General features: G+C 50.3%; 8 protein-coding genes. All 8 read left to right on the top strand.

The window, feature by feature from the left end:
• Positions 1-1,263 (top strand): hypothetical protein (locus tag ACKWJN_RS11720; protein WP_408597113.1); only part of this gene is annotated, 1,263 nt, incomplete at its 5' end.
• An 11-nt stretch (positions 1,264-1,274) separates the two neighbouring features.
• Positions 1,275-3,065, top strand: coding sequence for a type I secretion system permease/ATPase (locus ACKWJN_RS11715; protein ID WP_408597111.1), 1,791 nt, complete (start codon positions 1,275-1,277; stop codon positions 3,063-3,065).
• Positions 3,062-4,462 (top strand): HlyD family type I secretion periplasmic adaptor subunit, encoded by a 1,401-nt coding sequence (locus tag ACKWJN_RS11710; RefSeq protein WP_408597109.1) that lies wholly within the window; start codon positions 3,062-3,064, stop codon positions 4,460-4,462. The genes ACKWJN_RS11715 and ACKWJN_RS11710 overlap by 4 nt, the downstream gene beginning before the upstream one ends.
• A 39-nt stretch (positions 4,463-4,501) precedes the next feature.
• Positions 4,502-5,740 (top strand): TolC family protein, encoded by a 1,239-nt coding sequence (locus tag ACKWJN_RS11705; protein WP_408597107.1) that lies wholly within the window; start codon positions 4,502-4,504, stop codon positions 5,738-5,740.
• A 182-nt stretch (positions 5,741-5,922) separates the two neighbouring features.
• On the top strand, positions 5,923-8,583 hold the full coding sequence (locus tag ACKWJN_RS11700; RefSeq protein WP_408597106.1) for a hypothetical protein: 2,661 nt from the start codon (positions 5,923-5,925) through the stop codon (positions 8,581-8,583).
• Positions 8,584-9,564 carry a class I SAM-dependent methyltransferase gene (locus ACKWJN_RS11695; RefSeq protein ID WP_408597104.1) on the top strand — a complete coding sequence of 327 codons (981 nt, stop codon included), beginning with the start codon at positions 8,584-8,586 and terminating at the stop codon, positions 9,562-9,564.
• A gap of 2 nt (positions 9,565-9,566) precedes the next feature.
• Positions 9,567-11,411 (top strand): glycosyltransferase, encoded by a 1,845-nt coding sequence (locus ACKWJN_RS11690; RefSeq protein WP_408597102.1) that lies wholly within the window; start codon positions 9,567-9,569, stop codon positions 11,409-11,411.
• Between the two features lie 3 nt (positions 11,412-11,414).
• Positions 11,415-13,853 (top strand): glycosyltransferase, encoded by a 2,439-nt coding sequence (locus ACKWJN_RS11685; protein WP_408597100.1) that lies wholly within the window; start codon positions 11,415-11,417, stop codon positions 13,851-13,853.

Raw genomic sequence — 13,853 nt, 5'->3', positions numbered from 1 at the left:
GCGCACATGGCGGGCGAGTTGTCTGCGATGGGCATCGACCACATTGACCTGGGCGGCAAAGACCAGGTGGTGTCAGTGAGCATCGACCAAGTTGAAGCCAGCAGCTTGATCCATGCTGGACTGGACTTTGCAGCAGCCGACTACGTGACCCTGCAAACTTCTGGCGTCATGGCTGCCGATGGCATCCATGCTTCGGGCACGCACCTGAAGTCAAGCTTGCAAGACCTGCAGAAGTTGGGTGTCGATGCGGCAGGTCATGCCATCAATAACCTGGGTGTGGATGTCGTGGGTGTTTCGGGCATTGCTGGCTTGCAAGACCTCAACGCTTTGACGGCTTCGTTGAAAGAAGCAGGCGTTGACCATCTGGGCTTGCACAGCTCAGAGTTGTTTGGTCAAGGCCAAGGAACCGATTTGCTGGCTGCCTTTGAAAGCGGCGAGTGGTTGAACCAAGGTGTGGACATCACCCTTGAAATTGACGCAGTCAAGGCGCCAAGCTTGCCAACCGCAGCAGTCCAAGCCGACCTCGATGCAGGCCTGAGCGACAACGCGGGCTTGAATGCCTTGGTCCATCACGGCATGGACCTGTTGACCGCAGACACGCAGCTGACGGCTGGTCAGACCTGGGGCAGCCTCATCCATGCCTTGCAAGAGTCTGGCTTGGGCAACGTTGAAATCGAAAGCAAAGCCAGCGTGCACATTGGTGACGACTTGTCTGCCGCCCTGTACGAAGCCGGCATGCTGCACGCTTTGCCTGACGCCAATCTTGAGATCGATGCGGCGGCCAACACCCGCTTGCTCAGCACCAGCCTCAAGGCCATGGCCGATTTGGGTGTGGACAAGGTTCACGCCAGCGACAAAGTATTCGTCAAACTGGGTGTTGCCGAGGGCGAGTTGGCCGACATGCACGACCTGTTCAGCGCCTTTGGCCTGGACAACCATGCCGTGGCCGACCACACCCTGTTTGCCAACAACGGCGCGGGTGCAGGTTTGCTGCTCGACGAGAAGACCGCACAAACCTTGGGCATCACACCAGAACACATCAACGAAGCCAAAGTCGCCGACTTGGTGGAGCAACTGTCCAAGCTGGGCATCACCGAAGTCGATGTGGTCAACGCCAACTCGACCGATGTGTTCCACATCAGCGGCACAGGCGTTGTGGCCCAGACCACGATGGGCGCCTCGACTGTCGAGTTGTTGGGCACAGACCAGGCACAGGGCGATGTGTTCGACCAAGACATCAAGTCGAAACCCTTTGGTCACTAAAATGGTGAGCCATGATTGACTTGCTGCCGCCGTCGCCGTCCAGACCCAAAGAGATCGATGCGCCGGTGCGCAAAATTCTCATGCAATGTCGGCGAGCCTTTGTGCTCGCCTTCTTGTTGACCTTTGTCATCGACCTGCTGAGCATCACCCCGATGCTCTACATGATGAACACCATGGACCGGGTGCTGTCATCCCGCAGTGGCGTCACCCTGGTGTCGCTGACCCTGTTGGTCATTGCTTTTTATGTGTTTTGGTCGGCGCTGGACTGGATTCGCTCTCGGCTGATGGTGCGTTTGTCTTTGCGCATCGACTGGGAGTTGGCAGCCGATGTGTTTGATGCTTCTTTCAGGCGCTACGTGGGTCGCAAAAATATCAACGTGCACCAGCTGTTGGGCGACTTGTTGGCACTGCGCCAGTTTTTCACAGGCCAGTCGGCATTGACCTTGATGGATGCTCCGTTTGCCGTGGTCTTCATCTTCATTGGGGCCTTGTTTCACCCCTATCTGGCTATCTTTGCCGCATGCGCTTCGGCGTTGATGATTGCGGTGTCCTACTTCAGCATCAAAATCACCAGCCCCATTTTGAAAGAGGCCAACGACGCGAACACCGAGGCCTCGCGTGTGGCGTCTAGCAGCTTGCGCCATGCCGAGACCACCCTGGCTTTGGGCATGCTGGGCGGGGTGCGCAACCGCTGGTACGAGCAACACCGCCAGTTTTTGACCAACCAAGTCAACGCCAGCGAGGCCACGGGTTTGATGGGCGGCTTGTCGGGCTTTTTGCAAAAAGCCTTGCCATCGTTGCAAATGGCCTTGGGCACGTTCTTGGCCATGGAGGGTTTGATCACCGGCGGCATGATCATGGCGGCGTCTATGCTGATCAGCAAATCGGTGTCGCCCATTCAAAAACTGATTGGCAGCTGGAAAGAAATCGTTGCGGCGCGTTCAGCCTATGAACGACTCAACGAGTTGTTGGGCGAAGACCGCCAAAATCAAAAAGGCATGCAGTTGCCGCCACCCCAAGGCAGCTTGACGGTGACCGACGCTGTGGGCGTGCCACCCGGACACGACAAGGCTGTGATTTCTGACATCAACTTTGCCCTCACACCCGGGCAGGTGCTGGCCGTGGTGGGGCCCAGTGCTGCGGGTAAATCGTCGCTGGTGAAGATGCTCATGGGGGTGTGGGCGCCCGCCGAGGGCAAGGTGCGTTTGGATGGTGTGGAAATTTCTGAATGGAGCCACGACGAAGTGGGCCCCCTGGTGGGCTATGTGCCGCAAGAGATAGAGTTTTTTGAAGGCACGGTGGCCGAGAACATTGCCCGTCTGGGTGAGGTGGATGCAGACAAAGTGGTCTTGGCCGCCAAGCTGATTGACATGCACGACATTATTTTGGGCTTTCCCAAGGGCTACGACACGCCTTTGGGCGAAACGGGTTTTGCGCCTTCGGGTGGTCAGCGCCAACGCCTAGCCATTGCCCGCGCCATTTACGGCATGCCCAAGTACGTGGTGATGGACGAGCCCAACTCCAACCTCGATGAGTTGGGTGAGACCGCGCTGATCAAGTGCGTGCTGGCCTTGAAGCAAAACGGGGGCACGGTGGTCATCACCACCCACCGCCCCCGCTTGGTCAACATCGTGGACATGATGTTGGTGCTCAAGGGTGGCAAGCAAGTGGCCTTTGGTTCATCGCGTGACATGCTAGAAGCCGTCAAGCGCCTGCAAGTGGTGGCGGGTGAAGGCGGTGGCGGTGCGCCCGAACCTTCGGCACCTGCCGCTGCGGCCAGTGTTCAACTGGGGGGCGCATGAGCGACGCCACCACCCCAGAGAAGGTGGTCAAACCCGCCGTAGGCGTGTGGGGCCGGGTTGTCGGCGGTGAGGCGCGCCTGAGTGGTTGGATCGACAGCTGGAATCCCTACGCCCCAGAAAAACTTCATGGCCGGGGTTTGAAGCCTGTGGACATTGAAGAGTCCGACATCCGCCGCCATGCCTCGCGCTGGTTCTTGGGCTTTTTTGTGTTGTTTTTGGCATGGGCCAACTTTGCCCCCATTGATGCGGGCGTGACCGTGCCCGGGCAAGTGTCGGTGTTGGGCAACCGCAAAACCGTGCAACACCCCACGGGTGGCGTGGTGCAAGAGATCATGGTCCGCGAGGGGGCCGAAGTCAAAGCGGGCGAAGTGCTGTTGCGCATCAACCCCTTGAAGAGCGAAGCCGACTTGACGGGGTTGGAGTTGCAGTACATCAACCTGTTGGCCACCGAGTCGCGCCTCAAGGCCGAGCGCGATGGCGCAGGTGCCATTCGCTGGGAAGCTGAAATTGCCAAGCGTTTCAAACCCAACGACGAGCATGTGCAAGAAGCCAAAAACCTCCAGCAGCAGTTGTTCAACTCGCGCCGTGCGGAGTACAACGGCCAGGTGTCCAGCCTGAACGAGCAAATCACGGGCCTCACCGCCATGATGCAAGCGCGCCGCACCCAGCAGCGCAGCCTGCGTGAGGAAATGACCAACACCAACAAGTTGGCCAAAGATGGTTTTGTGCCTCAGTCGCAGGCTAACCAGGCGGAGCGGCAAAACAGCGACATTGAGTCGAACATCGCGAGCACCCAGGCCGACATTGCGCGTGCCAAGTTGCAAATCATCCAGCTGCGCAGCGCCTTCCTCAAAGAGGTGGACAACCAGTTGCAAGACATTCAAAAAAACCGCGATGCGTTTCTGACCAGACTCGACGCGGCCAAGTTTGACCGTGACTTGGCCGAGGTCAAGGCCCCCGTGAGCGGCAGCGTGGTGGGCCTCAAAGTGTTCACCGTGGGCGGTGTGATCACCAGCGGCCAGGTGTTGCTGGAGGTGGTGCCCAAAGACGAAACCCTGATCGTGCAGGCGAAGATACCCGCGTCCATCATCGACAAGGTGCGTGTGGGCATGGAAACCGACATGCGCTTTACAGCGTTCAACCAAACCACCACGCCAGTGATTGCGGGGGTGGTGAAACTTGTGGGCGCTGACAAAGAGCCCGGTGCGAATGACAAAGAAGAGTACTACTTGGGCCAAGTTGAGACCACCAAAGAAGGCCTGCAAAAGCTCGCAGGCCTGAAGGTGCAACCGGGCATGCCGGTGGACGTGGTCATCAAGGCGGGTGAGCGCACCTTCATGAGTTACTTGCTCAAGCCGCTTGGTGACAAGTTCGCCTTGGCTTTCAAGGAATATTGACTCACTAAATTTATGAAAAATAATGTTAAATTGTTGAAAATGAAAAATCTGCGAATTGTTGCCTCTCTGGCTTTGGCTGCCTCTTTCGGCCAGGCCTCCGCGCTGGACTTGCTGGCCGACTACCAAAAAGCCACGGCCTACGACCCGACGTTTCAAACTGCTGTGGCAGAGCGTCAGGCCAACCAAGCCACGGCCAATCAGGCATACACGGCGTATGCACCCAGTGCCAGTTTCAACAACACGCGCATTCAAACCGATGCGGCCAATCGAACCACGATTTCTGTCACGCAACCCTTGCTGAACTACGAGGCGTTGTCGACCTTCAAACAAGCCGAGCCGCGCCAAGGTTTTGCCGAGGCCACGTTTGTGGTGAAGCAACAAGACTTGGCCACCCGTTTGCTCAAGGCGGCCAACGCCATCATCTTGGCCAATGAAAACATCAAGCTCAACAACGCCAAAATCACGGCGTTGAACCAGCAGTACTTCGCTGCCAAGAAAAAACTAGAGTTGGGCCAAGGCACCATCACCGACTTGCGAGACATCGAGGTAAAGGCGGCTCAAGCCAAATCGGCCCAGATTGGTTTTAAAAACCAACTCGACATCGCAGCCAAACAGTACGCGGCCATCACGGGGGAGCGCCCCAATGTGGCCGAATTTGTGTTGACCGAACAGCATGGCAAAGTGGCCCTCAAGCAAGTGCAAGACTACATTGACTTGGCCTTGCAAAACAACCCAGCCATCTTGGTGACCAAGTTCAGCGAGCGCGTGTCGGAGTTGGATGTGCAAAAAGCCACGGGCGCTTTTTTGCCTACTTTTTCTGCCACCTACACAGACAGCAAATCGGGCACAACAAACAACCGCTACACCGGCGTGGTGGTGAACCTGCCCCTGGGCGCCAGTGCCTACTTTGCACGCCAAGGCTCTGAGGCCAACTACCTCAAAGCCAAAGAAACACGCCGTGACAGCGAAGAAAAAACACGGGTAGATGTTGAAAAACTGCGCTCGCAAATCGACACGGGCTTTGAGTCTTTGGCCATCCAACTCGATGCCATCAAGGCCGCAGAGCTGAGCGTTGAAGCCAACACCAAAAGCTACGAGGGCGGCGTGCGCAGCGCGGTTGATGTGCTCAACGCCACGCAAACGGTGTTTCAGGTCAAGAGTGAGTACGTGACGAGTGTGACCACCCAAACTGAAAACTTGTTGTCCTTGATGAACTTGACTTCCACCAACCCTCAAGAGTCGTTGGAAGTTGCCTACAAATATTTGTTTGCCCGCTGATGGACTGCTTGCAGCCTGTCTTGACGTTTCTGCGGTCAATCCGTCCTTAGCTTTCATCCGTTGGCTTTGGAGACAGCAGCTGGCGGGCTTTGGCACGTCGGCTGCGGTAGCGTGGGCGGGGACACGTGCGATGGGCTGCGGCCCAAGCCACTTCTGCTTATCCATCTGAAAGAGATGTTATTTTGAAGTTATTCGGTAAACAGAATTTAGAAATTCAAATTGAAGGCCTCCAGAAGAAGTTGGATGGGCTAGAGAGCCAGCTGGCAAAGGCGAAACTTGCGCATCAAAAGCAAGAGGCCTCTGCCGCCAAAGCTTTGGCGGATGCTGCCCAAGAAAATGAACGCTTGGTTTTGGAGCTCAAGCAAGCGCAAGAAGAATTCAAGAAAGCAGCTTCAGACAAAAAGCAACTTGAGGCATCTGTTGCCAAGGCCAAAGACGATGGTGCTGCTCAAACCAAACAAGTGATTGAGCTTAAGCAAGAGATCAAGCAACACCTGCAAGCCTTGGATGCTGCAAAAGCCGACACTTCACACGCCCAACAAGCCAAGCTTGAGATAGACGCACTGCAAGTTCGCACACTGTCTGAGTTGGAACAGCTTAAAAAAGAAGCTGCCCAACAAGCACAGCAGCAAGCCGCCAAGTTCAAAGATGCTGAGGATGAAAACGAACTCTTGCTTGCGCAGCTCATGACTGTGCAAGAGGAGCTTGAGAACATATTTTTAGATAAAAAGCAACTTGAAATCTCTACGGCAGAGGCAATCGCCAAGGCCCAAAACGAAGCCGCAGTTGCTGTTGAACAACACCAACAAAGCACCAAGAAATTGGATGCTGAGGTAGCCCAGCACAAAAAAAGGCTTGAGCAAGTTCAGCAAGCCCAACAAGCCACAGAGCTTGCGGCGGCCAAGCAAAAAGCGGAACTTGCAGCTGAACTTGCAACAGCCAAGGCTGAAATGGATCAGCTCAAGCAAGGGCTTGCACAAGCCACTCAAAACATTGCCCAAGAGCAAAGCGCCAAGCAAGTCGCTGAATCTGCCTTGTCAGAGATCAAAGCAAAATCTCCTGCCCAACTCAAAGCGGTGACAGATAAGTATCAGCAGCAAGCTCAAGCCACATTGGCTTTAGAGGCAGAACTGGTCAAACAAAAATCTGAGCATGAAGCCACAAAAGCCCAGTTCACCAAGCTCGATCAAGACCTGGCCCAAGCCCGCCACAGCCTAGCCCAAGAGCAAGGTGCCAAACAAGCCGCTGAGGCTGCACTGGCAGACATCAAGGCCAAGTCGCCCGCAGAAATCAAAGCGTTGACCGACAGATACCAGCAACTCACAGATCAACAAGCGGCCAAGCTCAAAGACACTTCACAAGAAAATGAACTGTTGCTCACCCAGCTCATGCAGGTGCAAGAAGAGTTGGAGTCTTACTACCTAGACAAAACCAAGTTCGAAAAACTCTACCAAGACATTCAAACCCGTTGGTCCCGTTTAGAAAAGCGCTTCCCCAACTACGCGGACTTTGGCAGCTTGGAGATGGTGACGTTTGACAATTTGTCTGATGTGCCCTCTGTCACTTGGCGCGTCAAAGACTGTGTGCAAGGTGGTGTGGCGTTTGATGAGTTTTTATTTCAAACCGTGTTGCAAGACGGCCAGCCTGGCATTGCCCTGGTGTCTGATGCAAAAGCACTGGCAAGTCCCGACAGCGCACTGGTGCCCAAACAACTCAAGCCCCAAAGCAAGCAGCTTGAGCGTTTTGTTCGCATGGGCCAAACGGAGTTTCGACAGATCAGGGCGGCCGCAACGATCTTCACGCAATTGGAGGTCTCGGGCTGGCGTGCTGTTGATCTACCCAAGAACTTCGACCTTGGGTTTTGGCGTCCATCGCTCAAGCTATTGCCAGCGCAGCTACAAGCCTTGCCTATGTTGTTGCGGTATGACACCGTGAAGCTCAAGCGCGAGTTGATCAACCCCGACTACGAACACCTGTGGCTTGAATTCAACGGCTTGGGTCTGGGTGCGCGCACATGGCCCAAGTTTGAAATGCGCTTGGGTGCGGCCATGGTGCAGCGTGATGGGTTTTCGGAATTTCCAAAATTTGAATTCCCGCTGATTGATGGCAAAACCAAGCCCTTTGACAGTTGGTATGCCGAGAGCCAAGACGACAACGGTGCCAAGCTTGAACTGCGCTTTGCGTTGGAAAAGAAAATGTTTGACACCAGCGTTTGGGGCAAGCTGGAAGATGCCGACAAAGCCTTGCTGCTGCGTTTGATTTATGTGATGCCCGATGTGTTGCTGCGCTTAGAAGCCGAGAACACGTCTATTCACCGCCCATGGACCACCTGGGTGGGCTTTGCCAAAGAAGCCCTGAAGGTGATAGATGCCAGCCGAGCCGCAGCGCAGCCCAAGCAGTTGCCTGCTCCTACGCCACAAACAGCGAGTACTTCACCCGTTTTGGCACCCCCAGCCCAACTGCCCGCTCCAACAGTTCAGAAGAGCACGCCAAACAAGAAACTTCCAACCAAAGTCACAGCTAAAAAGGTGGCAGCAAAGAAGGTGGCAGCAAAGAAGGCGGCCTCTAAGAAGGTGCCGGTCATCAAACACCCCACCCAAAAGACTGTCGCCCCAAAGCTCACAGCCAAGACCAAGCCTGCTGCCCAAAAAACAGTGGGTAAGCCAGCGACAGCAAAGAAAACTAAAGCAACCCCAAAGGCCGCACCGGCCAAAAAAATTGCTGCCTCAAAGCCAATGGCTAAACAGCCTATGGTGAAGAAGCCAGCCACGAAAACGCCAGCAGCTGCCAAGCGAACGGCTGTTCTGCCTGCTGTCAAAAAAAAGCCTGTTAGAAAAAAATAAATGGTCACCCCAGAAGAAGTCAGCCACGCCTACAAATTGTTTTTAGGCCGCGAACCCGAAAACTCAGAAGTGGTTGCCGGCTATTGCGAAAATGCCCAAACCTTAGATCAGCTGAGCCGCATTTTCATGAGCTCGCCCGAGTTCATGCGCCGCATGGGCAGCGCTCTGGAGAAACCACAGGCCAACACGCACCGCCACCCTTTTAACCTGCCCAAAATTCCGGTCGAAACCCAAGTTCCGCCACACATACTGGGCCAGATGTTTGAACGTATCCACAAAGAGTGGGAAAACCTAGGTGCTACCGAGCCCTATTGGTCTATCGTGACCCAGCCGCAAAACTACATGGCTGAGTTTGAGAAAAACCGTGATCTGTTTTTTGCGTCTGGCAACAGCACCTGCCAAAACTTTTTGGCTACTTTGCGTCGCAGTGGTATCAATCCTGCACAGCTAAGCACCTGCCTTGAGTTAGGTTGTGGCGTAGGGCGTGTGACCCGCTATTTGGCGGATGCATTTGACAAGGTGATTGCCGTTGATATATCTGCCAAGCACCTAGCGTTGGCCAAAGCCCATTTGGCAGAACAAGGCGTGTACAACGTTGATTTGCAGCATTGGCACAACGTTGACCCCATGCGCCAGTTGCCGCAGGTGGATGTCATCATGTCTGTCATCACGCTGCAACACAACCCACCTCCAATCATGGTGTGGATGATTTCAACATTGCTCTCGCACTTGCGTCCCGGCGGCGTGGCCTATCTGCAGATACCCACCTACAGAAATGGCTACTTGTTTGAGGTGGACCGTTATTTAGCCAGCACACCGCCAGACACATTAGAAATGCACTACTTGCCACAGCCTGATGTTTTCAAGGTGGTTGCCCAAGCCAACTGCCAGTGCCTGGAGGTGCGTGAAGATGGCATGGTCGCAAACGAAGACCAAACGCTTTCTAACACCTTCTTGGTCCAAAAACTGCTTACACCTTGAACATGCTTGCCCGCGTCAATCAACCGCTAGAAACCAGCAGTCAGCTTGACGCCAACTTGGCCAAGCAGTTTGCTTGGTTGCTGCGTCCCGACCTTCGAGAAAGCTATCAAACCAAAGACAACCCCGCTTTTGGGGATTGGTGGCTCATCAAAGGCCGCCAAGAATACCCGGCATGGGCGCAAGCCACGCCTGCGCAAGAGTTGCAGCCACTGTTTGAGTCTGCCGGCAAAGCCACTGTGGCAGGCGTGCCTGTGGAGGTGCCCAAAGTGGTGCAGCTGTTGGCACGTTTCAGGGGCGATGCCGTGAGGGATTGCACCTTCAATGGCAAGCTTGACAACGAAAAGTTTTTTGCATGGGCTTTGGTTGTGGGGCTTGCAGACCACCAACTGGCTGCCCACATACCCAGGCCTGTGTTGGCCATGCTTGACCAGCCGGTGCCTGCACTGAACGGTGCTGATCAAGAGGCGACTCCTCAAACAGCCCCCGCAGCCACATTGTTGATGTACCTACTGTGGCGCTTGATGGACGAGCCCACGCAACAAGCCCGCAACATCTTTACACCCGAAGGCCGCAAAGCTTATTTGGCTTGGTTCTTTGGTGTGGTGGAGCAACTCCATATTGCCCCCTTGGTGGCTGGCAGGTGGAAGTCGTGGGTTAAATCGCAGCCTGGCTACAAAGACGAACAGTTGGCATGGGCCAGCGCTGCCCCAGCCTTGCCCACGCCCAGCCGCACCCCTAAAGCAGACAAACCCTTTGGTGTGAACCTGTATGGCTTTGCCTATGGCGAACTGGGCATTGGCGAAGACCTGCGCATGGCCGTGGCCTGCTGCGAGGCAGCCAATATTCCCTACCATGTGGTGAATGTAGATGCCGGCAATATCAGGCAAGCCGACAATTTGCTCAAAGGCAAAACTCACGACCTGCACAGCAAAGAATTGCCGCCGTATAGAAACAATATATTTTGCTTGCCTGCGTTTGACACGGCCAGCCGTGTCTTTATGCAAAAGGGCGCTAGCGCTTTTGAGGGCTACCACAACATCGGCTGGTGGCCTTGGGAACTGAGTGTTTTTCCAAAAGCTTGGCAGCCCCATGCCTTTAAATTGGTAGACGAGGTGTGGGCCAGCAGCACATTTTTGGAGGACATGTACAAGCGGTCTACCGACAAGCCTGTGCACTTGGTACCGCTGGCTGTGAGTGTGGACAGAATCAAAAGGCACCCGCGCAAATACTATGGGCTGCCAGATAAGAAATATCTGTTTTTGTATGTGTTTGATTTCAATTCCTCCGTAGCCCGCAAAAACCCGATGGCTGCTGTGAATGCATTTAAGCAAGCATTTCCACAAACGGACACAACAGTGGGTTTGGTTTTGAAAACCATGAACACCAACCCGGATCACCCAGAGTGGCAAGCCTTTTTAAAAGAATGCAAAGCCGATAAACGCATTCTTATACTGACTGAAACGATGGATAGGCCTGATGTATTGGGATTGATTGATTGTTGTGATGCTTATGTTTCTTTGCATCGAGCCGAAGGATTCGGAAGAACTATTGCTGAGGCTATCAAATTAGGAAAAAAAGTTATTGCCACAAATTATTCTGGTAATGTTGATTTCATAAGAGGTAATGCTAGCCCCGTAAATTATGTACTATTAAAAATCAATTCTAATGAGTACGAATCAGTTGATGAAAAAGACGATATTTATTGGGCAGATGCATATGTTGATGAAGCGTCTATTATTATGAAAAATATGAAAATAAACAAAAACTTTGAAAAGACTAATGTTGATGATATTTTCTCAGTCTCAAAAACTTGCGCAGCGCTTATAAATTATTTACATTTCTTTTGAATCATGAATGAATACAAATTGAAAGATGCCAATCTTTTTTTGAAGAATGGCGAATATGCAAAGGCCTTAGAGATTTATGAGGGACTAAAACTTGATGCGTTTTATGATAAATTAATTAATTTAAATATAAGAAAGTGTAAGTCGAAACTTGAAAATATTGGGCCAGAATCATCTAGTCGAATAATCGATGATACGTTTAAAGGCTTCGGTATTATTAAAAACAACCCTCTTATTTCGATAATCATCGTAAGTTACAACTCGCGAGCAGATTTAGTTCAGCTATTCCCTACAATTTCCTCTCAAACCTATCAGAATGTTGAGATTATTTTATTAGAAAATGGAGAAGAAAATAATGAAGATCTATGCAGGCAGTTTTTTCAAAGATACAAATACTTATCTGCTGATAATATAGGGTTTGCCGAAGGTAATAATTATTGTTATGAAAATTCAAGTGGTGAATTTATTGCTTTAGTTAATCCAGATACCAGGCTTGAGGAAGGTTTTTTACAGGAGATGATTGATTGTATTCGTTTAGATGAAAGTGCAGCAGTTGTTGCCCCAAAAATATATTTCTATGAAAAATATATTAGTGTTACGATTGAGTGTGATATTGATGAGGATTTCTCGGTTGATATTTCTAATTTTATCGAGTGCCTGAAATATAAAAAGTTTTTTGTTAGGGCTGGGTTTGCGACTGGTAACACCATTAAATCAGACAAAGGTTTGATAAAGTTGGACGTCCCTCACCCCAGCAACTATAGTGTGATCGATATAGGTTTTTTGTCTTTTAATGATTTTACAAAAGTAAAGGTTACAATAGGTTACCAGTGGAATATTCAGATTCTCAAGAATGACGAAAATTTAAAATTTAATTTTGATGCAAATACTTATGGTTCGGCTCGTTACATAGTTAATAATGCAGGTAGTGGTGTCGATCCAAATGGTAAGCTTTTCGATAGAGGGTTTGGTGAATACGAAGATGGAAAATATCTATCAAAGGTTTATTTGAGTGCATTTTGTGGTTGTGCCGCACTTATAAGACGAGCCGCTCTAATAAATAGAAAAATTTTTAGAGAAGAGTTTTTTGCTTATTACGAAGATTCAGAATTATCCTGGTGGATTCAAAAAAATGGATATAAGATATTGTATTGTCCAACTGCTGTCGTTTACCATCGTCATTCTGAATCTACAGAAGAAAATAGTCCACTATGGAACACGCTTGTAAATAGAAGCTTTTTAATTTATAATTACTTCACAGAATCTATTGAAAATACTCCTTTTTTAGAGTTTGAATATCAGGAAAACCTCATAAGTCCTTTGATACTATCAAGATTAAGAAAGTATGATGATAATATAAAAAAAGGATTAATAAAAAACAACAAAAGAATGCAGTTATGTATTTATGATTCCTATTTTTATAGTATGGGCGGGGGGGAAAAGCATGCTTTAGATATTGCATCACTTTTCCAAGATAGCCATGAAGTTTATCTCGCATCAGAGGTTGATTTTGATATTGATAATTTGGCCAAATACTTTGGAATCGATATATCGAAATGTAAAAAAATAATATCTACCAGGATAGATGTTGCATTTACTGGAAAATTCGACGTTTTTGTCAACTCTACCTTCCATTCCAATTTGATATCTGTTGCCAAGAAATCATATTATGTGGTTTCATTCCCGCACAAGCATGTCACTGAAGATGTTAAAAATTCATATACTTTTCTGCATAATTCCGAATTTACATCTGGCTGGGCTAAAAAATTCTGGGGTATACACAATTCTTCAATCATATATCCGTTAATTGGGTACTCGACTCATCCTGATTACCTTAATGGCTCAAAGAAAAATAAACAAATGATTTCAGTTGGGCGACTTACCTCTGAAGGGCATTGTAAAAACCATCATCTAATAATAAAAGCATATAAGCTTGCGGTTAATTCAGGTTGTTTGAGTGGAGATTGGAGGCTGTTGATCTTTGGCAGTTGTGACTTAAATAATAAAATTGCCTACGATTATTATAAGATGTTGACTCAGATTTCTGAGGGTTATAATATTTCTATTAATATAAATTTAAGTCGTAACGATTTGAATGATGCATATGCGAATTCATTTATATATATTCATGCTGCTGGTTTAGGTGTAGATAAAGAAGAGCCTGAAAAACACGAGCATTTTGGTATAACTCCACATGAGGCTATGCGACATGGGTGCATGCCGATTGTGTATGAAATAGGTGGTCCTGCAGACCAAATCATAAACTTGCATCATTCAGATAAATTTGATTCTGTTGAATCATTGTCTGATTCTATTTTTAAAGCCTCGCTGCAGTTTGAAAACTCATCTCTAATTTGTGAGGAAGTAAAAGCTTTTGCGAAAAACAGAGAGTCTGAGACTGAGAGAAGGGTTTTAAAATTAGTAAGTGAAGTCATTGCAAATTAA

Origin of the sequence: Limnohabitans sp. (assembly GCF_046052825.1) — a bacterium.
Taxonomy (GTDB): Bacteria; Pseudomonadota; Gammaproteobacteria; order Burkholderiales; family Burkholderiaceae_C; genus Limnohabitans.
Note: the sequence above shows the minus strand (reverse complement) of the source record. Positions and strands in the feature narration are given on the sequence as shown.

Bases quoted from the DNA above. Each gene is read 5' to 3' on its own strand.
- ACKWJN_RS11715 (WP_408597111.1), top strand. From the start codon at position 1,275: ATGATTGACTTGCTGCCGCCGTCGCCGTCCAGACCCAAAGAGATCGAT.
- ACKWJN_RS11710 (WP_408597109.1), top strand. From the start codon at position 3,062: ATGAGCGACGCCACCACCCCAGAGAAGGTGGTCAAACCCGCCGTAGGC.
- ACKWJN_RS11705 (WP_408597107.1), top strand. From the start codon at position 4,502: ATGAAAAATCTGCGAATTGTTGCCTCTCTGGCTTTGGCTGCCTCTTTC.
- ACKWJN_RS11695 (WP_408597104.1), top strand. From the start codon at position 8,584: ATGGTCACCCCAGAAGAAGTCAGCCACGCCTACAAATTGTTTTTAGGC.
- ACKWJN_RS11690 (WP_408597102.1), top strand. From the start codon at position 9,567: ATGCTTGCCCGCGTCAATCAACCGCTAGAAACCAGCAGTCAGCTTGAC.
- ACKWJN_RS11685 (WP_408597100.1), top strand. From the start codon at position 11,415: ATGAATGAATACAAATTGAAAGATGCCAATCTTTTTTTGAAGAATGGC.